Source organism: Shouchella shacheensis (assembly GCF_001484965.1).
In the GTDB taxonomy this organism is placed as follows: Bacteria; Bacillota; Bacilli; order Bacillales; family Bacillaceae_D; genus Shouchella; species Shouchella shacheensis.
Map to the genome: position 1 here is coordinate 235,790 of NZ_KQ947394.1, position 19,246 is coordinate 255,035.

Below are 19,246 nucleotides of genomic sequence, written 5' to 3' on the forward strand. Positions count from 1 at the left end.
CAATCGTATACTTTTATTTAAAGCATACTCAAACTCATCCAAAAACGGATCGCTTAATGTAAGTCGGAAAAAAGAACGAGAATGTGTTATTTTCCAATACTTACGGAAGAGCACCGACAGATCATTTTTCATAATTTCTTTTCAAAAGACCCATGAAAATGACATTATGCCAAGCGCCGGCCCGGTAAAATTGTTCTTTTAATTCTCCTTCTTCATTAAACCCAAGTTTTTGATATAACTTAATGGCCCGTTCGTTGAAAGAAAATACCCGTACATACACTTTATGCAGATTCAGCTCATGAAAAGCAAAATCCAACAGAAGCCGAAACGCTTCCTGTCCGAAACCTTTGCTCCAGTAATTTTTGTCGCCGATGTCTATAATACATTCAGCGTTACGGCTTCCATAATCAATGTTAATAAGCGATGTGACGCCAATTGGTTTATTACCTTCAATTTCCTCAATTATGTAGCTTCAATGCCTTTTTGTCCCTTCGATTTCAAATCCTATCTTCTTTTCAACCACAACTATAGTCGAGTTCTCGCTTTCCCTCATACTCTCTATCATCTTTTCTTGTTGTTCGGGTTGAATTTTTCTTCCCCCCTGCCTCCGAAAGCATATATTCGGAACTTGCCTCCACTTGCTGAGTGTGACGGACAAAGTTTTCCGCATCAGAAATGTTTATTTCTCTAGCAATCAAATTATTTCTCACCTCCCCGTTCACGGTTTCACCCATTCTCGTTCTAAAATGCCATACAAAAGAGAATCACGTCAGCCGTCTTTTATCAATAAATGCTCACGTATTCGACCTTCCTTAGTCATTCCCACTTTTTCTAAAACCCTTGATGAACCGATATTTCTCGGATCACAAGTCGCAAAAATACGATGTAAATTGCACTCATGAAAGCCATAGGCGATTAACAGTTTTGCTACCTCTGTAGCAAACCCCATTCCCCAATATTTCGGGTTAACGATGTAAGCAATTTCACCAACTTTATTGGTGTGGTCTCGGATGTTAAACTCGCCTGCACCAATCATTTCTCTGCTTTCTCTTAAAGTTATGGAAAAGACGAATCGGCTCCTCGGTTCCTGGTTGGCATCTATCAGAACTTGTTTCACAAAACCTCCCGATTCTTTCTCGGAGTTTGGGCCCCACGGCTGATACTCGCAGACCCTTTCTTGCGAAGCATATTTATGAACATCGATCCAATCTTTTTCTTCCATTTCTCGAAGAATCACTCTTTCACTTTCTAAGTGATCAATCATAAAACCATCCCCTGTAGAACATACAGATTAACTCAAAATTCATGGTAGCTCATTTTTCATTCGATCTTCCATCAAAGAATTCTGCAATTGTTGCGCACCCTTTCCAGCAGAAGCCATTAACCAGGTTTAAAGTCTCTTCCTACAAAATTAGCTGGGACTGGACGTAAGCCTAATTCTCTTGCCCAAACAGAAAGTTGACCAACATGATGAATTTCGTGAGCAACTATGTGATGTACTATTTCACTTCTTGTATACTGATCTTCATCCCAAGGAACCGAAACAAGTTGATCATTTAATTCATCTGAAGTTGTTTGTATAAACGTAACGATGTCTTGGCGAAATGTATCTGACAGAGTCTTAACTTTTTCCAGGGTATTATAATCATCAAACCGAACGACCACATCTTCTTTGCCTTCGATAGCACGAAGCCAACTATACTCCGCATCAATGATATGAAAGAGGGTATATAAGATACTTCCTACTCCGCCAATACGGTCTTTTAACAAATCTTCGGTTGTTAATTGTTTACACCAGTCCAACCATTTATCTCTTACCTGCCAATTATACTGAAAAAAATTCATCATTGGAAACACTCCACTATTTAGTATTATACTGTTTAAAGTACTCTTCCTTAAGAATCGCCATGATCACTTCGTCGGAATATCTGTTATTCATATAAAGCGATTGCCTCAACGTGCCTTCTTTTTTAAAACCTGCTTTTTCATACGCCTTAATTCCACGAATATTATGAGAGAAAACCTGTAACTCCAAGCGATTTAAGTTAAGTTCCTCAAAAGCAAACGTTTGAGCAAGTTGGGTTGCCTCAGTCCCATAACCTTTACTGTAAACAGTTTTACTATGAAGAGCTATTCTAAACATTGCCTTGTTATTGTTGTGATCGATTTCTAGAATCGCTAGATCACCTATGATTTGATTCGTATTCATTAAGCAGATGGCAAAATCATGGCGAGTTGGATCTTGTCTAAACTTGTTATAAGCGCTAATAATCTCATCCTTTGTAAAGACCTTACGAGTACCAGTCATATAAAGTCCTTCTTCTTCCTGACAACCGACATAAATACTATCCATATCTGCATCACTAATGGGTCTTAAATATACGTTCCTTCCTTTTATCATGTTGGCACCCCCTTAAAAATTAACGTCTGCCAGTATAATTCTCCTTTCATACAAGCACTTCCTTTTAAAAACATGCAAAATCGTTGCCCCCTCTTTTCCTGGGTAGCCGCCAAATTGTTGAGGATCACTCAACTGGTAGACTTTCACCCCCTTTATACAGCTGTTTCAGTATGTCTTCATTTGTGAAGAATGTCTTGCGTCCAACATAATCTACGTACTTTGCTCAGTAAAAAATTCATCCTATACACCCCCCCACCTCTCCCTCTTCTTGAATAACCAGCTGAAGATTTGGACAAGCTTTATTATATACCTAGACAGGCTATCTGCTTGTGTGGTAAGAAAAACTCCCCCAACCCATGACACCTGTCATACCTCCTTCATGACAGATACTACTATTCCACCTCCTCCAAAACGTCTATAGTAAAAAGATCGATATAAGGGGGGACCTATTCCCATGACCAATCGGAACCATGCACAGAAACATAGACACTTACTAAAACAAGTCATGCCATACGCTCGTCCTGATACAAAACATAGCCTCATGCAGCTGGTCAATACATTTGTCCCGTTTTTTGCATTGTGGGTCCTCGCTTACTACAGTTTAAGCGTTTCCTATCTCCTCACATTGCTTTTCACGGTCGTTGCTGCTGGATTTCTCACACGCATCTTTATCATCTTCCATGACTGCTGCCATCAGTCGTTCTTTTCAAACAAACGCGCGAATTTTTTGCTGGGAACCATATGTGGAATCATGACCCTGTTCCCGTACTTGCAGTGGCGCCATAGCCATTCGGTTCACCATGCGACCAGCAGCAATTTGGATAAGCGGGGGACGGGAGACATCTGGGTTCTTACGGTCGATGAATACCGTTCCGCTCCGCTTTCACGAAAAATCGCTTACCGCATTTACCGGAATCCATTCGTTTTGTTTGGCATTGGTCCTTTTTATGAGTTTCTCATTAAAAACCGCTTTAACCGCAAAGACGCTCGCTTGAAAGAACGCATGAACACATACTTGATTAATGTGGCCATTGTTGGTTTCATCGCCTTGTTCTGCTATCTTCTTGGTTGGCAGTCCTTCCTGATGGTTCAAGGCCCGATCTTTTTCATTTCCGGCTCTGTGGGCATCTGGCTCTTCTATGTGCAGCATACGTTTGAAGACTCTTATTTTGAAGAAGATGAGAACTGGGAGTTTGTCAAAGCAGCCGTCGAAGGCAGCTCGTATTACAAACTTCCTAAAATCGTTCAGTGGTTGACTGGAAACATTGGTTTTCACCACGTCCATCACTTGAGCCCAAAGGTACCCAACTATAAGCTCGAAGCGGTTCATAGCAACACGAAACCACTGGAGAATGTTCCAACGATTACGCTTGCGACCAGCTTGCGGTCGTTGAAATTCCGCCTCTGGGACGAGCAAGGCAAGCAGTTTGTTAGCTTTAAAGAAAGCAAGTTGTTGCCCGTCATTAAGTGATCCGCATGACGCTACGCTCCTCCTCGTTGGTTGTAAGCATTCGTGCAAGCAACGAGGGGGAGTGGTAAGATAGGGAGGGAAAGACACTTCCCATTTTAAAACGAGGTTCTTTTGATGGCTAAAAAATTTATGAGTTTCCAAACATATAGAGGAATATCGCCTTATATTTGGGCGATATTCTTCATCCTTCCCTTTTATTTTATCTTCCGGTCCACATCAACGGCTGGAACCATTACTGGACTTATTCTAACGATCTTGTTCTTTATTTTCTACAGAGTCGCGTTTGCCTTCCGGGGATGGTACGTTTTCCCGTGGGCGATTTTGTTGATTGGCCTTTCAACAACGTCCATTACGGTTTTCAGCTATATTTATTTTGCCTTTTTCGTTGCGTATTTTATCGGCAACATTCGAAACCGGGTCGCCTTCTACATCTTGTATTTTTTACAATTAGTGAGCACCTCGGTGTCCATTAACTATGGCCTTATTATGCAAGATGAAGTGCTTCTCACACAGTTTCCCTTTGTCATTGTCACATGGATTAGCGTTATTCTTCTCCCTTTTAGCATCTTTAATAAAAAGGAACGAGAACATCTGGAAGAGAAGCTGGAGGTCGCCAATGAGCGAATTTCCGACCTTGTTAAATTAGAGGAACGACAGCGTATCGCTCGTGACCTTCATGACACGCTCGGCCAAAAGCTTTCCCTCATCGGTCTTAAAAGTGACCTCGCGCGAAAGCTCATCTATAAAGACCCCGAGCAAGCCCGCGTTGAATTGAAAGGCGTGCAGCAAACGGCGCGAACGTCGCTCAACGAAGTCCGAAAAATGGTTTCTTCTATGCGCGGCACCAAGCTCAAAGACGAAGTTGCACGTGTTAAGCAAATCCTGGAAGCCGCTGAAATTGACTTCACCTATGAACAAGAACGTCCGTTAAGCAATGTCTCTTTGCTTACAGAAAACATACTGAGCATGTGCTTAAAGGAAGCGGTGAACAATGTGGTCAAACATAGTGGCGCGAGCGCTTGCCATCTCTCCATCGTGCAACGACTGAATGAAGTCGTCCTCACCGTGCGAGACGACGGGATTTTTAAAGCAACGAACGATGATGTCACAGTCGGCAATGGCCTGCCAGGGATGAAAGAACGTCTTGACTTTATCAACGGCAACTTGTCGATCGACACAACGAATGGAACATCAATACGAATCAACGTCTACAATGATTTAAAAATTAACCCGAAGGATGATGGTTAAATGATCTCCATCTACATCGCAGAAGATCAGCAACTGCTTCTAGGCGCGCTTGGATCCTTGCTCAATCTGGAAGAGGATATGGAAGTCGTCGGCAAAGGCTCGAATGGAGAAGAGGCGGTACACTTTGTCAAGGAGCACCAGCCCGATATCTGCATTTTGGACATTGAAATGCCTGTGAAAAGTGGCCTTGAAGCCGCTGAAGAATTAAAAGAGACCGATTGCAAAACCATCATCCTCACCACCTTCGCACGCTCCGGCTATTTTCAGCGCGCCCTCCAAGCTGGCGTCAGTGGTTATCTGTTAAAAGACAGCCCAAGCGAAGAACTGGCCGATGCGATTCGCAGCACGATGGCCGGCAAACGCCTTTACGCCCCGGAACTGATGGATGATATGTACGGCGAGGTCAACCCTTTAACCGAGCGGGAAAAAGAAGTGTTGCAGCTTGTGGCGGACGGGAAATCGACAAAAGAAATTGCCGCAGAGCTCAACATTACCATTGGCACTGTCCGTAACTACGTCTCTATGATCCTGGACAAATTAGCGGTTAAAAACCGGATTGAGGCGATGACTCTGGGGAAGGAGAAGGGGTGGGTGAAGTGAGGGAGAATGGTCTTCACAGGCCGTGAAGAGGAACTCCAATCAATTGGAAGTCCCTCTTCTTTTTTCATCCAGCCAAGGCTTGAACCTACCTCAAATACGGAGGGGGCACGACCAGACACCCTCCCACGCCAAAAAGCCCTTAGCATACAAACACTAAGAGCTTCATCAACGAGAAGGGTCCCTGAGCTCTACCATTTTTTGTTCGAATAGCGCCTCTCTGTGCGGATGCTGCAAAAAGTCAGGCGCTGCCATTTCTTTTAACAACGCTAACTTCCTCGTTTTGGCCACGTCTTCTTGCAAGACCTTCGCACGCGCCTGTTGCAAGAAAGCCAGTTCCTCTTCCGCCCGTTCGGGAATGATTTGCTCTATCTCTTGTTTCACTCGTTTCGTATACGAAGGACTGGCACCGGCTGTGGAAATGCTGACCGTAAGCAGTCCATGATTCAGGCGTGCCGGTATGTAGAAATCCCCGTTCTGGGCGTCGTCACAGAAGTAGACGAGCTGCCTGGGCGCTTTGCCCTCGTTGATGGCTACATGGAGATCAGGCTGATTCGTGCATAAGAATACCAGCTCACTTAAAAAGGATTCCGACGGCACGGCCAGGCGTTGCTGCCAGGCAAACCGTCCCTCTCGCTCAAGTTGCTGCAATTCCTCATTCAGTGAGGGTGCCACTACGAAGACTTCAGCCCCAGCTTCCACCAGCGGTTGAACGCGCCGAGCAGCCACGCTCCCGCCGCCGACAACCACCGCGCGCAACCCACTCATCTCCAGCATAAAGGGGAGCGCGCTCATCGCTGAATCCTCGCTTCTTCACGGAGGGTTTCATCCGTGCGGCGCATCAAGACGCTGTTCAAGCCGTCGTCAAACCCTAAGAAGTCGCAAAGTGTGTAGCTCGTGTTGGTCTGACCTTCACGTTCCTCAAGCATTCCTTTCAATTCCTTCATTAAAACGCCGGTGAACAGCAAGTAAGGAAGCACATGCACATGAGGGGCTTCCAGCTTTTCCACTTTTGCTAGACCCTCTGCTACGGTTGGTGTGGTCGCTGCTAAAAAACAAGTTTCGACATTGTTGCAGGCCACGCGCTCATAGATAAGTCGAGCAATCTTCGCCAAGTCACTCGGCTGGTTGCCATCACTCGAGCCTCTTCCGACAACCAAAACGGTGCAGTCCTCACGCGTGTGCCCCTCCGCAAGCTCGGGCAAACCTGCACGTACGAGTCGCTCCACAGCGACATCAATCACATCGTTTTCAATGCCGAATGGACGGCCGTACGAAAAGGTAATGTTCGGAAACTTCTTTGTGGCCTGCTCGAGCTCACGCGGAATGTCGACATTTGCGTGGTACGCTGTTAACAACAGCACAGGAACGACAGCCACACGCGTCGCTCCCTGTCGAGCACACGCTTCAATTCCTTCTAAGATGGTTGGAGAAGTCAGTTCAATGTAAGCCAGTTCCTGAATCGGCTCGTCCCGCTGTCTTTTTACGCTTTCGATAAAAGCTCTGAACTGCTCATTCCCCTTGTTCACACGGCTCCCATGGCCGACGTACAGAATGGCCTGCACTCACCTTCACCTCGCTGTCCGCGAACGCCTCAAGCCAGTTTTCTACAGGATTTGCAGACGAGCGCTCTGCCCGCACAGCTGTGAGTCCTGCTTGCGACGCTGCAAGTCTTGCTTCCATCGTAACACAGATTTTCGGTACAGGGGCAAGCCGTTGCTCAAGATCACTGTCTTCCGCTAACGCACGGAGCAGGGTTTTCACAGACTCGGCATCTGTAAAAAGGATTTGATCGATGCGCCCTTCCTCCAGGAGTCGACGGCACGTCGTGTTGGAGGATGAAACCGGGGTGGAGACATGAGTCTGAATAACCGTCCTTTCAGAAGATGGGAACTCCGCAGAGCCAAGGAAAAGCCTTTTCACGTCCAACTCAGGATTCTTTTCGACCACCAGCCCCCTTTGCGACAGCTCTACCTCTGCCTCCGCGCTGAGCGCTTCAAAGCGTGCTGAAATGGTACGAATATCGACCCCCGTCTGCTGCAACCAGGAGAAGAAACACTGAACATCCTTGGCTTGTTCAAAAGCAAGGGCTTCGTATTCTTCCCAGTTGATAGTGGGAGGGGTAGACGCGATGGTTTCCACCCGAGGGTAATGAAACACCTCGGCTCCTTCTTCTTGCAGACGCTCTGCCAGATGTTCACTTGCTGCTCCACCTCTTGCGACCAGAACATGGTGGCCAAAGAGAGGCTTTCGCTCAAACCAACTCTTCTTTTGATAAAGCTGGCCCACTTGGCCAACGAGCGTAATCGCCGGGTTTTCAAAACCAGTTTCTCTCACTTTTTCTGCAATCGTCGAAAGCGTCCCAAGGAGTGTGCGTTGCTTACTCGTCGAGCCCCATTGAATCAGCATCACTGGCTCGTCAGCGTCTCGCCCCTGCTCCATGAGCTTCTCGGAAATCGTCGGCAAATTTTTCACGCCCATATAAAAGGCTACGGTATCGATTTTCGCAAGCCCTTCCCAGTCGAGTTCTGGTTCACCACTAGTCGTTTTGCTGTGACCGGTCGCCACGGCAAACGAAGCGCCGTGTTCTCGATGAGTCACGGGGACGCCTGCATAGGCAGGGGCAGCAATACCAGAAGTGACGCCTGGCACAATGTCGTAGCTAATCTCATACCGGTCCAGAAATTCCGCCTCTTCGCCAACACGCCCGAAGACGCTTGGATCGCCGCCTTTCAAACGGACGACGCTCTTGCCTGCCAGTGCATGACGCACAAGCTCATCGTGAATCACCTCTTGGCGCAGATGATGGCGCTTCGGTAGCTTCCCTGCATAGATCAGCTTTGCTTCTGGTTTCGTCTCCTCAAGCAGAAGGGGATTAACCAGCCGGTCATAGAGGACGACATCTGCCTTTTGTAAGCATGCTACCCCTTTGGCTGTCAGCAGTCCCGCGTCTCCAGGCCCCGCACCCACTAGATAGACATGGCCGTTTCTGGACATTGTTGACTTCCTCGCTTTCTCTCGATCTGCCGAAGAATAAAGACGCCCCACTTACGGTCAATTGAAGGGGACGCTCTTAATTCTCTTGGTTTCGACATTTGTCTTGATTATTTCCCCGGAAATCATCAGCGTTCGACAGGGCTTAACGCCAAGCCCGCAATTCCCATGTCCATCCGGGTTGACGTTCATCACAAAACCTAGTTTATCATCTCTTTCGACTGTAAGTAGCGTAATATTTCTTCCACCGATTCCTCCACCGTCTGTTGATCGGTTTCAATCACTAGCTCAGGCTGACTCGGCTCTTCATACGGCGAACTGATGCCGGTAAAGCTTGGAATCTTACCGCTGCGTGCTTTTTCATACAGGCCTTTGACATCGCGGCGTTCGCATTCGTCTAGGCTGCACTTCACGAACACCTCAATAAACTCACCTTCCCCCAGTTTTTCGCGTACCGAATCACGATCTTCTTGAAATGGCGAAATGAATGCAGTCGAAACAATCGTGCCAGCGTCGACAAACAGCTTCGCCACCTCGCCAATCCGACGAATATTCTCTTGCCTGTCCTCATTGGAGAAGCCCAGGTCGTGATTCAGACCGTGGCGTATATTGTCTCCATCCAACACATACGTCGTCGCTCCTTGAGCAAATAACGTTGTATCTAAAGCGTTCGCTAGCGTTGATTTCCCTGCCCCTGAAAGTCCTGTGAACCATAGAACACAGCTTTTATGAGCGTTTCGTTTCTGCCGCTCTTCCTTTTGAACCGCAGCCTCGTGCCAGACAATCTCTGATTTCGTTTCCGACATATTCCCTCTCCTCTCTTGTTAAATGCCTTCTCCGTCCCTCATCGTTGTCCCTCGATCTCTGCGCACAGAGCGGTACAGGTTGTAGGAGCCGATGGTTGCGACCAACACACTAACGATGACGACGAGTGTGTAATAATCCCCTGAATTAAAAAGCAAAATTAAGCTATAAGACACCGCAAGCGCAAACAGCGGAGAGACAACCCAGACTTTTAGAATTCGGCCAATCACCGCTTTTTGCCAGAGCGCAAAGCCGTTTTCCGCTGTGCCGATACCGACAATCGCCGCCGTGGTTACTTGCGTGAGCGGAACCGGAAGTCCCAGTATAGAGGCACCTACGACCAGAGATCCTCCCGTAAACGAGACCGTGCTTCCTTGAATCAGCGACAGATTGGTGATATGTTTTCCATTCGTCTCAAGCACTTTGCCTCCGAGAACGAGCGCGCCTGCGGCCACAAAGAATCCTCCGGCCACAACCGCCGTCCCCACATCAAGCAGTCCCGCACCGACCAGCGGTCCGACCGCATTGGCAACATTATTCATTCCTGCGGCAAACGCTTCAAGACACCCACATATGACGAGCAGGATGGCAAGTGGTCTGCGCCACTTCCCGACCCCTGAGAGCTGGGGGTACTTTTTTTCCAGCCTCTGAATGAGCTTTCCGAAAACAAAGGCTAACGCAAACGAAACCACCGGGATCACGATCCAAAAACTGACAATCACAAGGAGCCGTTCTACGTACAACGCTTGAAAAGCAAGGCCCGCGCCAACGAGAGAGCCGACCACCACTTCACTTGTGGAAAGCGGGATGCCAATGATATTGGCGATAAAGAGCGTGAGGCAGGCCGCCGCAAGCACAATAACAACCACATCGACTTGCATGGTACTCTCAGGGATAATGCCTCCGCCAATGGTGCGAACGACTTCCCCTCCAGCAAGCGCACCCGCCCAAGCAAAGACCCCAACAAGGAGCATGGCCACACGCTTGCTTTTCACCGCCTCGCTCCCGTAGGCCGGGCCCATCGCTGCCGCCGTTCCACTTGCGCCAATATTCATTGCAAAGAAAAAGGCAATCACCAACGCAGCTACCTCAAGCATGTTCCACGACCTCTTTTCCTCTTTCTCCCCTTAAGCATGAAGCGTATTTTCTTGTTCGCTCATTCCTTTAATTAAGACTTCGACCACTTCTTTTCGGCTAAACTCTTTTGGTGGGTGGATGTTTTCTTTCAACATCGCTCTTACCTTTGTTCCCGACAAAACCACGTGCTCACTGTCCTCATGCGGACATGTTTTTTTAGAAGCCATGTTTCCGCACGCGTTGCAATAGAAGCTGTGTTCAAAGAATAGCGGCTTAATTCCGAGTTCTTCCTCTGTAAATTCAGAGAAGATTTTCTGGGCATCGTACGTACCATAATAATCGCCCACCCCTGCGTGGTCTCGACCGACAATGAAGTGCGTGCAGCCGTAATTCTTTCGTACAAGTGCATGAAAAATTGCTTCTCGCGGTCCCGCATAGCGCATCGCCGCCGGGAATACGGATAGAAACACACGGTTTTCCGGATAGTAACGTTCAAGCAGGATTTCATAGCTCTCCATCCGCACTTCTGCCGGAATGTCCCCTGCCTTCGTTTCACCGACAAGCGGGTTTAAAAACAAGCCGTCCACAGTCTCCAGCGCCGTCTTTTGAATGTATTCATGCGCTCGGTGTACAGGGTTCCTCGTTTGAAAACCAACCACCGTCTTCCAACCTTTTTCTGCAAAAGCGGCTCTTGTCTCCGCTGGATCTAAATAATAAGGAGCAAAGCGTTCCCGCTCGACCCGGCGTGTAAGCACAATCTCTCCCCCAACATAGAACGGTGCTCGCTCATGCAGCTTCGCCACCCCCGGGTGCTCGATATCCTCCGTACGGTAGACCTGCTTCGCTTCCACTTCTTTGTCAGGCGCGTAGACATCACTGATCTTGATCACGCCGTACACTTGGCCTTCGTTGACCAGCTTTGCCTTTGTGCCAACGGAAAGTGATGCTGCTTTTTCCTTGCCTACAGGAAGCGTTATGGGAATGCTCCAAGCCTCTCCCCCGGCTAGCCTCATCGAGTGAACCACTGACTCATAATCCGCTCTATTTAAGAACCCTGTTAACGGGCTGAATGCGCCAATCCCAATAAGCTCGAGATCAGAAAGCGCAAACGCATCGAGCTCAATTTCCTCCTGGACACTCGCCGTATCGTAGGCTGGATCAAAAGCGTTCACTAACGTTCCTCCATGTGCTGAAATTCCCATGCTTATTCTCCTTTCACGGGTGCGTGCAACCCGCATTCTGTTTTTGTGTGGTTTGACCAGCGTCCGCTTCTGGCATCCTCACCAGCAGCGACTGCTTGGGTGCAGTATGTGCAGCCAATGCTTGGATAACTTTGATCATGCAACTCATTGTATGGAAGATTGTGAAGCTGTATATACATCCAAACCTCTTCCTCTGTCCAATGTATTAGCGGACAGATTTTGACCGCTTGAAAACGATCGTCGCGATTGACAAACTCCGTGTTCGCCCGAGTTGGCGACTGTGCTCGCCTTAAACCAGAAAGCCATGCGTCATAGGGTGCCAGCCCTCTCTCTAACACATCAAGCTTACGAATCTGGCAACACTTATTTGGATCGCTCTCCCATAGTGCTTCTCCGTACTTCGCCGCTTGCTCCTCTGGCGTCAGCTCCGGCCTTGCCATCTGGATCACAAAGTCTGGGTAGCGCTCTTTCACACGGTCAATCAACTCATACGTCTCTTTAAAATGAAAATCGGTGTCAAGGAACAGGATGTGAGCCTTCCGCTGCACCTTTGAGAGCAGATCAAGCAGCACCATCGCTTCCGCTCCAAAGCTGCAGGCATAAACGAGCTTGTTTCCATACGTCTGTGCAGCCCACTTTAACACATCAAGACTGTCGGACTTTTTAAGCGTCTCGTTCAATTCCTCGTAGTCACGATCGCTTAGTTCCTTGTAGACATAAGCCACGTTGCTCAGCCCCTTTCTAGTAAAATGAAGACACTGTTTCTTAATGAATAAAAATCACTACACATCTCGTTACTTGTTCAACGTTTCTTTTACCTGACAATTACGTTTCTTAATTCCTAGGAAATCGATAAGTTTTAATAGAATTCTACCCGGAATAGCCGTAACTGTCAATGAAGTTTTTTTCACACAATTCATTTTCCTGCTTTCTTCATTATTGTATAAAGTGCCAACCACGGGCGTGAGTAAATTCTCTTTTTCCACTCGAATTTGTGGGGTATAACGGTTATCCCCACTCCCTGAGTAATTTCCCATTGACAATTTTTCATGAATCGCTTAGAATATGATTCTATTCCGACCAAATGAATAAGGATACGAGGTGAAAACATGTCTACGTATGCACAACCGGTTTCAGAACAGCAAAGCCTCACCAAAGACACTTCGACCCTCAATCGTCCGCAGAAAGGTCTGGTTGGTGGCGGATTGGTTGTTGCACTTGGTTTGACGATTTTTCTAGCGGTGACTCAAGATATTGTTCAGCCGTTATTGCTCAATATAGGATTACTACTCGGATATACACTCTTTCACGCGCGCTTTGGCTTCACGTCCGCGTTCCGCCGGCTTGCCTCCGTCGGGAACGGCCAGTCTCTTCGCGCTCATATGTTGATGCTCGCCGTGGCGTGTACGTTGTTCGCGCCAATACTGGCTACAGGCTATGCCTTTTTTGGCGGCGAAGCTTCCGGGTTTGTTTCTCCCGTTGGCGTTAGTTTGCTTGTCGGCGCATTTCTATTTGGCATTGGCATGCAGCTCGGCGGCGGCTGTGCTTCCGGCACGCTTTATGCCGTAGGTGGAGGCCGCTCGGTGATGTTCATCACGCTTTTATTCTTTATCGTTGGCTCCACGATTGGCGCCGCTCACTCCACCTTTTGGATGGACGATATGCCAGCGGCCGAGCCCTTCTCCCTCGCTACATCCACTGGACTTGGCTTCGGAGGAGCTTGGGCGGTCTCGTTAGCGATTTTTGCCCTCATTGCCTGGATCACCGTTCGCATCGAGAAAAAACGAAAGCCCCCGAAAATGGCAACCGTTCCTTCTGAAAAAGGCTGGAAGCGAATTTTTCGCGGATCATGGCCATTGTTTACAGCTGCCATTGTCTTGGCTGTTTTGAATGCCGTCACGTTGCTCACGCGCGAAACCCCCTGGGGCGTCACCTCCGCGTTCACCTTGTGGGGATCGAAAGCTGCGGAAGCGCTCGGCTTTAACGTGGAGAGCTGGGGCTACTGGGCCGACAATACGGCTGCCCTGCACTCTTCCATCTTTGCAGACACGACGACTGTCCTTAACTTTGGCGTTATTCTCGGAGCATTTCTTGCTTCTGCGGCTGGCGGGCTGTTCAAATTCAGCAAAATTACAGCCGGCAACGCCGCCGCCTCCGTCATTGGCGGGCTCTTAATGGGCTACGGTGCTCGTCTGGCGTTCGGCTGCAACATCGGCGCTTACTTTAGCGGCATTGCTTCCTTTAGTGCCCACGGCTACATCTGGGGCATTTTGGCTCTTGGCGGCACGTTCCTGGCCCTTTACTTGCGGCCGTTGTTTGGACTATCGGTGCCAAAATCGAGAGATTCGTTTTGTTAGAAAGAGAAAAGCAGTGGGGCGTTTGACATCCCACTGCTTTTTTAATAACAAGAACAATCGGCATCCCTTCCTTTCCCTTCTAAAAGAGGAATAAGTTACCAAAGAAGACTCTCTTCGTATCTCTCGTTATGCCCCTGTGCTTTTTTCAAATTCCGTGTTCTATCTAGTAGCAACACATGGATGGGAAGGCTCTTCCCGTGACTCCCCCCGATCTTCGTTAAGCCAACTTTCATCACATGATACTTAGGTGCATAAAGAAAAGGCGCTCATGGATGAACGCCTTTTCTTGCTATGATAACGAGTTTCTATGTTCCCGCTCCTCCCAGAACTCAGCAATTCTCATGCCAAAGTCCGCATACAGCTGCCCTGCTTCATCTTCCGTTAGATCAAACTCCTTCGCGGCACGTTCGGCCACTTGCTGGTCGTGGATATCGGCGTCATAGTTCTCGCCAAAGTGAGTGAGGCGGTTGTATTCGCCTTCCATAAAAAAGTAAATCTCTGCCTGAGGCAATGATTTTATGAATTCTTCCGTTTCGTTGTCACGTTCGATCACGTCAAACCCTCCCGATCTCTTTTAAGATCCATACCCTTGTTCCTCCATCCAAAACCGCATTTTAACGAAATAAGCGAAGAGACTCACTCTCCTCTTGCTAACAAACCGTCCAGATGGTACAGTTGATTTAGAAGAGGTGGTTGGATGTCCACAAGGCAAAAATTACTCGATGCAGCCTATCAAATTGTAGCTGAAGACAATATTTTGAATCTCACGCTTGAAAAAGTCGCAAAGCGGGCGGCTGTCAGCAAGGGCGGCTTGCTTTATCATTTTCCTTCCAAAGAAGCCTTGCTGGAAGGGATGGTCGAAGGTGTCACCCACAGTTGGGATGAATTTTTGCATCAGGATCAAGAAATGAGTTTTACCATGCGCTACTTTCTTTCTTCCTACAAAGCGGCTGAAAGCGATCGTTTTGCACAAATGAATACGACCATGGTCGCCGCTAGAACCTATCAACGCGAGCTTTTGGCCCCTATCCAAGAGAAGTTCAAACAATGGATGCAGGAACTTGAAGCGGACGGAAATGACCCTGATACCGTGGTCGTCCTTCGATTGATTTGTGACGGACTTTGGTTCTCGGACTTGTTCGACTTAGAACCACTCACAGACGAGCAAAAACAAAGGCTTACAACATTTGTGCAGGAATTAACGAATAAGGGTTCATAAGAAGGCCGGTTACCGGTTCTTTTTTCGGTCAAATAAAACCGTCTAGACGGTTTTATCAGGAGGTAAATCGAGATGATATTCGTATTGCTCATTGTTTCCACAGTCGTTGCTTCTGTGGGAGATGCTTTTTTAAAAAAATCTCATGGTTTCACAAAGCTTGGTCCATCGATTGGGGCAGCTCTTGTGTATTTGCATGCCTTTTATCTGTTCGGCGTCGTCCTAACAGTTATGCCCCTCGGCCTCGGTTACGCTTCCTGGAGTGGTCTTGGGGTTATTCTAACGGCCATTGCTGGAATCGTACTCTTTAAAGAAAGGCCAAACGGGCCCGTCGTGGCCTGTATGGGCGCCATTATTCTTGGAATAGTCTTATTAAATATTTAGCAAGGAGGGGGCAGGATGGGAAAAGCCATGGGGTTGTTAGCACTTGCGATTATTTTTGAAGTGATTGGAACGACCAGTCTAAAACTTTCAGAAGGGTTCACAAATGTTGTTCCTTCCATTATGGTGGTCGTTGGCTTTGGAACTGCGTTTTTCTTATTGTCAAAAGCACTCGTTGTTCTGCCTTTGTCGTTTGCCTACGCCATCTGGGCTGGGACGGGGACAGCGCTAACAGCTGTTATCGGACTCCTAGTATTTGATGAAGCAATGGATGTTGTCAAAGTCCTTGGTCTTCTTTTAGTGATCGGTGGAGTGATCGGCATGAATTTATTCCTTTCTAAGGAGCCGGAGTATCCAGTGAAACAAACCCAAAGAAGAACAGTTGGTTAATTGTCGAGGAGTGAGTGTAGACGGCTCGCACCCATCATCACTCACTTTATTTTGGAATAGTTTTATTATTTGAGTTTCGTTTCATCTTTCCACAAGCTATGGTAAACTCTACTCGTTAGAAAATTATCTTATCTCCTACACTTATGTAAACAGAAAAGAGGGATGAACCTATGGCCGATACGGTCAAAAAGTCAAGCTTGTTTCAACGCTTCCTTGATATGATCGAACGGGTGGGCAACAAGCTTCCGCACCCGGTTACTCTATTTGCGATTCTGTCCCTGTTCGTCATCATCGCCTCCGCCGTTGTGTCGAGTTTCGGTGTCTCCGTAGAAGACCCGGCAAACCCTGGGGAAACAGTGGAAGTCACGAACTTGCTTTCGGGTGAGGGTATTTCTTATATATTTTCCAGTATGGTGGATAACTTCATCGGCTTTGCTCCGCTTGGCGTTGTGCTTGCGACGATGATTGGGATTGGTGTCTGTGAGCGAAGCGGCTTAATCAGTGCCGCCTTAAGAGGCTTCGTCCTCTCGATTCCTAATCGTCTGATCACCGCGGGGCTTATGTTCGCGGCCATCATGTCCAGTGTTGCTTCCGATGCAGGGTATGTGGTCCTTCCGCCGCTTGGGGCCGTGATCTACGCAGCACTCGGCCGCCACCCGCTTGCAGGTCTTGCGACAGCTTTTGCTGGTGTTTCGGCCGGGTTTAGCGCCAATCTACTCCTGTCAGCAACAGATCCAATGCTCGGGGAGTTAACGATGGCCGCAGCAGCCACCATCGACCCAGCTTATGCAGATCAGATGAATATTGCCATGAACTGGTGGTTTATCATCGCTTCAACCTTCCTACTTACCATCATCGGTACATGGGTTTCAGAAAAAGTGGTCGAACCACGCCTTGGCTCCTACAAGGGCGATTACACTGGGGATCTTCAAACCTTGAAGCCGATTGAAAAGAAAGGAATGACCTGGGCTGTTGTCTCGCTCGTTATCTCAGCTGGACTGATGAGTTTGCTCGTTGCTCCAGAGTGGGGACCCATGCGCGGCGTCGGCGAACGACCGATTGTTGAATCGCCATTCATGGATTCACTTGTCGTGATCATCTTGCTTCTCTTTTTAATCCCTGGCCTTGTCTACGGAATCGTGACAAAAGAAATTCGCAGCGATAAAGACGTTGCGGGTCAAATGTCCGATACCATGGCCTCTATGGGGATGTTCATTGTCCTTGCCTTTACGGCTGGTCAGTTCGTTGCCTATTTTAGTGAGACAAACTTAGGGTTAGTCATGGGCATATATGGCGGGGAACTTCTGAGCAATCTGAATATGGATGGAATCGCTGTAATCATCGGCTTTATTCTGCTTACGGCATTTATTAACTTATTCGTAGGAAGTGCATCCGCCAAATGGGCGATGTTGGCACCTGTTTTCGTACCTATCTTGATGCAGGTCGGCTATTCACCTGAATTAACCCAGGCCCTTTATAGGGTTGCTGATTCATCAACGAATATCATTACACCGCTGATGACGTATTTCGCGATTATCATCGCCTTTGCACAGAAGTACGATAAGAAAATGGGCATTGGCACCTTGATTTCCGTGATGTTGCCATTCTCGATCTTTTTCTTAATCGCCTGGACCATCTTCATCGTTATTTGGATTTTCACAGGTCTCGACCTTGGTCCAAATGCACCAATTTTTTACGAGCCGTAAGAAAATATGACAAAAAACCGACTCGTGAGTCGGTTTTTTGGTGTGTCTGGGACTGTGACGTGCTAGGGTAACAAAGCACCTCTTCCTTACTCTTTCTCTAGTTCAATGTTTTTCAGTCGAAACGGTGTGATGATTAGGACAGCAATCAGGACTAGCCCGAGATAGCCTATGAGCGGATAAAAGTAGCTAACGAGATCGGTAAAGCCGACAAAGCTTGCGGCAAATGCCACGATCATGGTCACAACAAGAAATTGTTTAAAGTTCTTTGTACCTAAAGGCAGGAACCTTGCTCCAAATGAGAAAAACATACTTACGGCGGTATTGAAAATCATGCCGAATAGAACAAGCGACATAATGAAACCTAATATCGGAGAAATATTATTGACGATGCCTAACATTGGCATCTCGAGCATCGCTACGTCTTCGATTCTTGCAAATATAGCCAGATGACTTAATAGAATCAGAACACCAAGCCCAAGACCACCTAGTAAACCACCTACAGCCGCCGTTTTTCTGTTTTTCTCTGCCCCACCCATGACAAGTGCCATGGCTGCTCCAACGGCCGTATTAAAGGAAACATAGTTGACCGCGGACACAAACCAGTTTGGCAATGTACTGGTCTGCTCTCTAGCAATACCGTCAAGGGCTGTTATGGATCCATCCATCGTAACAAAACTATAAACGGAAATTAGCAAAACAAAGAGAATAAGAAATGGCGTTATACTACCGATAATGGCAACAACACGGTCTACCTTTAACATACCTGTTACGATCACGAGAATGGTCATAAGGCTCGTCCCAACTACATGAGGGATGTCAAACTGCTGGTTAAGGTTCGCCCCGGCCCCGGCAATCATGACAACCCCCACTCCAAATACCGTAAAGATAAGGATATAATCAATCACTCTTCCTAAATACTTGCCACTAATTTTATAAATGACTTCTTTATGTGATGTTGTCTGTGTACGGCTACCCAGCCATACAAGCGTCATTCCTATGTAACTGAACAAAGCGGTCGCAAGAATCGCACCTAATATCCCCAACAACCCGAAACTTGTAAAATATTGCAAGACTTCTTGCCCAGAAGCAAAGCCTGCGCCTACAATTACTCCGATAAAAGCGCTGCCAATTTGTAAAGATTTCCTCATCTGTCTCCCCCTTTGAAGTATGCTTCTAGTATACATGGTATGGGGGGCCGCTGAGTATTTGAAATCTATAAATTCAGCGGTTTTTATTATGTTTCTATTCTGTATATACGTTAGCCCCTGCGCCTGCTTCTTTATTTTATGTTTTTCGCCGTAAAATCCACTGAATCCGGCTAAATAAATCAACCTTGAAAAACCATGCCCAGCAATCCCTTTCCGAACGTAATGGTCCTTTTCAAACTCCACACCAATCGAGG

At 47.5% G+C, this 19,246-nt stretch carries 21 protein-coding genes; 8 read left to right on the forward strand and 13 right to left on the reverse strand.

Annotation, left to right across the window (positions count from 1 at the left end; genetic code table 11):
* Positions 1-121 precede the first annotated feature (121 nt).
* The 4 genes from AVZ68_RS03380 to AVZ68_RS03400 all read right to left on the reverse strand — a co-directional run bounded on the left by AVZ68_RS03380 (position 122) and on the right by AVZ68_RS03400 (position 2,401).
* Positions 122-466 (reverse strand): GNAT family N-acetyltransferase, encoded by a 345-nt coding sequence (locus AVZ68_RS03380; RefSeq protein ID WP_082676274.1) that lies wholly within the window; start codon positions 464-466, stop codon positions 122-124.
* Positions 467-769: 303 nt separating this feature from the next.
* Complete coding sequence (locus tag AVZ68_RS03390; protein WP_059103137.1) at positions 770-1,264, reverse strand: GNAT family N-acetyltransferase; 495 nt, start codon at positions 1,262-1,264, stop codon at positions 770-772.
* 116 nt (positions 1,265-1,380) lie between these two features.
* Positions 1,381-1,848 carry a DinB family protein gene (locus tag AVZ68_RS03395; protein ID WP_157404565.1) on the reverse strand — a complete coding sequence of 156 codons (468 nt, stop codon included), beginning with the start codon at positions 1,846-1,848 and terminating at the stop codon, positions 1,381-1,383.
* Positions 1,849-1,861: 13 nt separating this feature from the next.
* Positions 1,862-2,401: a GNAT family N-acetyltransferase gene (locus tag AVZ68_RS03400; RefSeq protein WP_059103138.1), complete on the reverse strand. Its 540-nt coding sequence runs from the start codon at positions 2,399-2,401 to the stop codon at positions 1,862-1,864.
* Positions 2,402-2,855: 454 nt separating this feature from the next.
* On the opposite strand from AVZ68_RS03400, the gene desA reads away from it, so the two are divergent.
* From desA to AVZ68_RS03415, 3 genes are all read left to right on the forward strand, one after another.
* A complete protein-coding gene (gene desA, locus AVZ68_RS03405) occupies positions 2,856-3,872 on the forward strand; it encodes a Delta(5) desaturase DesA (protein WP_059103139.1) in 1,017 nt (338 codons plus the stop codon).
* A 114-nt stretch (positions 3,873-3,986) separates the two neighbouring features.
* The gene (locus AVZ68_RS03410) at positions 3,987-5,120 is read left to right on the forward strand and encodes a sensor histidine kinase (protein ID WP_059103140.1); all 1,134 of its coding nucleotides are present in this window, start codon (positions 3,987-3,989) and stop codon (positions 5,118-5,120) included.
* Entirely contained in the window at positions 5,121-5,720 is a 600-nt protein-coding gene (locus AVZ68_RS03415; RefSeq protein WP_059103141.1) for a response regulator transcription factor, read from the forward strand. It begins immediately after the preceding gene.
* A 165-nt stretch (positions 5,721-5,885) separates the two neighbouring features.
* Here the strand turns inward: AVZ68_RS03415 and AVZ68_RS03420 are convergent, their stop codons facing one another.
* The 7 genes from AVZ68_RS03420 to AVZ68_RS03450 all read right to left on the reverse strand — a co-directional run bounded on the left by AVZ68_RS03420 (position 5,886) and on the right by AVZ68_RS03450 (position 12,519).
* The gene (locus AVZ68_RS03420) at positions 5,886-6,512 is read right to left on the reverse strand and encodes a precorrin-2 dehydrogenase/sirohydrochlorin ferrochelatase family protein (protein WP_059103142.1); all 627 of its coding nucleotides are present in this window, start codon (positions 6,510-6,512) and stop codon (positions 5,886-5,888) included.
* A complete protein-coding gene (locus AVZ68_RS03425; RefSeq protein ID WP_059103143.1) occupies positions 6,509-7,282 on the reverse strand; it encodes a sirohydrochlorin chelatase in 774 nt (257 codons plus the stop codon). Before AVZ68_RS03425 ends, AVZ68_RS03420 begins: the two co-directional genes overlap by 4 nt.
* The gene (cobA, locus tag AVZ68_RS03430) at positions 7,230-8,714 is read right to left on the reverse strand and encodes a uroporphyrinogen-III C-methyltransferase (protein WP_059103144.1); all 1,485 of its coding nucleotides are present in this window, start codon (positions 8,712-8,714) and stop codon (positions 7,230-7,232) included. Before cobA ends, AVZ68_RS03425 begins: the two co-directional genes overlap by 53 nt.
* 197 nt (positions 8,715-8,911) lie before the next feature.
* The gene (gene cysC, locus AVZ68_RS03435; protein WP_059103145.1) at positions 8,912-9,517 is read right to left on the reverse strand and encodes an adenylyl-sulfate kinase; all 606 of its coding nucleotides are present in this window, start codon (positions 9,515-9,517) and stop codon (positions 8,912-8,914) included.
* An 18-nt stretch (positions 9,518-9,535) separates the two neighbouring features.
* Positions 9,536-10,612: a sulfate permease gene (cysP, locus tag AVZ68_RS03440; protein ID WP_059103146.1), complete on the reverse strand. Its 1,077-nt coding sequence runs from the start codon at positions 10,610-10,612 to the stop codon at positions 9,536-9,538.
* Between the two features lie 30 nt (positions 10,613-10,642).
* A complete protein-coding gene (sat, locus tag AVZ68_RS03445; protein ID WP_059103147.1) occupies positions 10,643-11,794 on the reverse strand; it encodes a sulfate adenylyltransferase in 1,152 nt (383 codons plus the stop codon).
* A 2-nt stretch (positions 11,795-11,796) separates the two neighbouring features.
* Complete coding sequence (locus AVZ68_RS03450) at positions 11,797-12,519, reverse strand: phosphoadenylyl-sulfate reductase (RefSeq protein ID WP_059103148.1); 723 nt, start codon at positions 12,517-12,519, stop codon at positions 11,797-11,799.
* A gap of 384 nt (positions 12,520-12,903) precedes the next feature.
* On the opposite strand from AVZ68_RS03450, the gene AVZ68_RS03455 reads away from it, so the two are divergent.
* Positions 12,904-14,151, forward strand: a complete 1,248-nt coding sequence (locus AVZ68_RS03455; protein ID WP_059103149.1) for a YeeE/YedE family protein — start codon at positions 12,904-12,906, stop codon at positions 14,149-14,151.
* Between the two features lie 289 nt (positions 14,152-14,440).
* Here the strand turns inward: AVZ68_RS03455 and AVZ68_RS03460 are convergent, their stop codons facing one another.
* Entirely contained in the window at positions 14,441-14,704 is a 264-nt protein-coding gene (locus AVZ68_RS03460) for a hypothetical protein (protein WP_059103150.1), read from the reverse strand.
* Positions 14,705-14,848: 144 nt separating this feature from the next.
* Between AVZ68_RS03460 and AVZ68_RS03465 the strand changes: the two genes are divergently transcribed.
* The 4 genes from AVZ68_RS03465 (at position 14,849) to AVZ68_RS03480 (ending at position 17,844) form a co-directional block, all read left to right on the forward strand.
* On the forward strand, positions 14,849-15,370 hold the full coding sequence (locus AVZ68_RS03465; protein WP_059103151.1) for a TetR/AcrR family transcriptional regulator: 522 nt from the start codon (positions 14,849-14,851) through the stop codon (positions 15,368-15,370).
* Between the two features lie 72 nt (positions 15,371-15,442).
* On the forward strand, positions 15,443-15,751 hold the full coding sequence (locus tag AVZ68_RS03470) for a DMT family transporter (protein ID WP_059103152.1): 309 nt from the start codon (positions 15,443-15,445) through the stop codon (positions 15,749-15,751).
* A 15-nt stretch (positions 15,752-15,766) separates the two neighbouring features.
* Complete coding sequence (locus AVZ68_RS03475) at positions 15,767-16,138, forward strand: DMT family transporter (RefSeq protein WP_082676275.1); 372 nt, start codon at positions 15,767-15,769, stop codon at positions 16,136-16,138.
* 170 nt (positions 16,139-16,308) lie between these two features.
* Positions 16,309-17,844 carry an AbgT family transporter gene (locus tag AVZ68_RS03480; protein ID WP_059103153.1) on the forward strand — a complete coding sequence of 512 codons (1,536 nt, stop codon included), beginning with the start codon at positions 16,309-16,311 and terminating at the stop codon, positions 17,842-17,844.
* 86 nt (positions 17,845-17,930) lie between these two features.
* On the opposite strand, the gene AVZ68_RS03485 is transcribed toward AVZ68_RS03480, so the two are convergent.
* The gene (locus AVZ68_RS03485) at positions 17,931-18,992 is read right to left on the reverse strand and encodes a YkvI family membrane protein (RefSeq protein ID WP_059103154.1); all 1,062 of its coding nucleotides are present in this window, start codon (positions 18,990-18,992) and stop codon (positions 17,931-17,933) included.
* Positions 18,993-19,246: the final 254 nt, after the last annotated feature.

Coding starts and splice junctions, on each gene's coding strand:
- AVZ68_RS03390 (WP_059103137.1), bottom strand. CDS start 1,264: ATGATTGATCACTTAGAAAGTGAAAGAGTGATTCTTCGAGAAATGGAA.
- AVZ68_RS03395 (WP_157404565.1), bottom strand. CDS start 1,848: ATGATGAATTTTTTTCAGTATAATTGGCAGGTAAGAGATAAATGGTTG.
- AVZ68_RS03400 (WP_059103138.1), bottom strand. CDS start 2,401: ATGATAAAAGGAAGGAACGTATATTTAAGACCCATTAGTGATGCAGAT.
- desA (WP_059103139.1), top strand. CDS start 2,856: ATGACCAATCGGAACCATGCACAGAAACATAGACACTTACTAAAACAA.
- AVZ68_RS03410 (WP_059103140.1), top strand. CDS start 3,987: ATGGCTAAAAAATTTATGAGTTTCCAAACATATAGAGGAATATCGCCT.
- AVZ68_RS03415 (WP_059103141.1), top strand. CDS start 5,121: ATGATCTCCATCTACATCGCAGAAGATCAGCAACTGCTTCTAGGCGCG.
- AVZ68_RS03420 (WP_059103142.1), bottom strand. CDS start 6,512: ATGAGCGCGCTCCCCTTTATGCTGGAGATGAGTGGGTTGCGCGCGGTG.
- cobA (WP_059103144.1), bottom strand. CDS start 8,714: ATGTCCAGAAACGGCCATGTCTATCTAGTGGGTGCGGGGCCTGGAGAC.
- cysC (WP_059103145.1), bottom strand. CDS start 9,517: ATGTCGGAAACGAAATCAGAGATTGTCTGGCACGAGGCTGCGGTTCAA.
- cysP (WP_059103146.1), bottom strand. CDS start 10,612: ATGCTTGAGGTAGCTGCGTTGGTGATTGCCTTTTTCTTTGCAATGAAT.
- sat (WP_059103147.1), bottom strand. CDS start 11,794: ATGGGAATTTCAGCACATGGAGGAACGTTAGTGAACGCTTTTGATCCA.
- AVZ68_RS03455 (WP_059103149.1), top strand. CDS start 12,904: ATGTCTACGTATGCACAACCGGTTTCAGAACAGCAAAGCCTCACCAAA.
- AVZ68_RS03465 (WP_059103151.1), top strand. CDS start 14,849: ATGTCCACAAGGCAAAAATTACTCGATGCAGCCTATCAAATTGTAGCT.
- AVZ68_RS03470 (WP_059103152.1), top strand. CDS start 15,443: ATGATATTCGTATTGCTCATTGTTTCCACAGTCGTTGCTTCTGTGGGA.
- AVZ68_RS03475 (WP_082676275.1), top strand. CDS start 15,767: ATGGGAAAAGCCATGGGGTTGTTAGCACTTGCGATTATTTTTGAAGTG.
- AVZ68_RS03480 (WP_059103153.1), top strand. CDS start 16,309: ATGGCCGATACGGTCAAAAAGTCAAGCTTGTTTCAACGCTTCCTTGAT.
- AVZ68_RS03485 (WP_059103154.1), bottom strand. CDS start 18,992: ATGAGGAAATCTTTACAAATTGGCAGCGCTTTTATCGGAGTAATTGTA.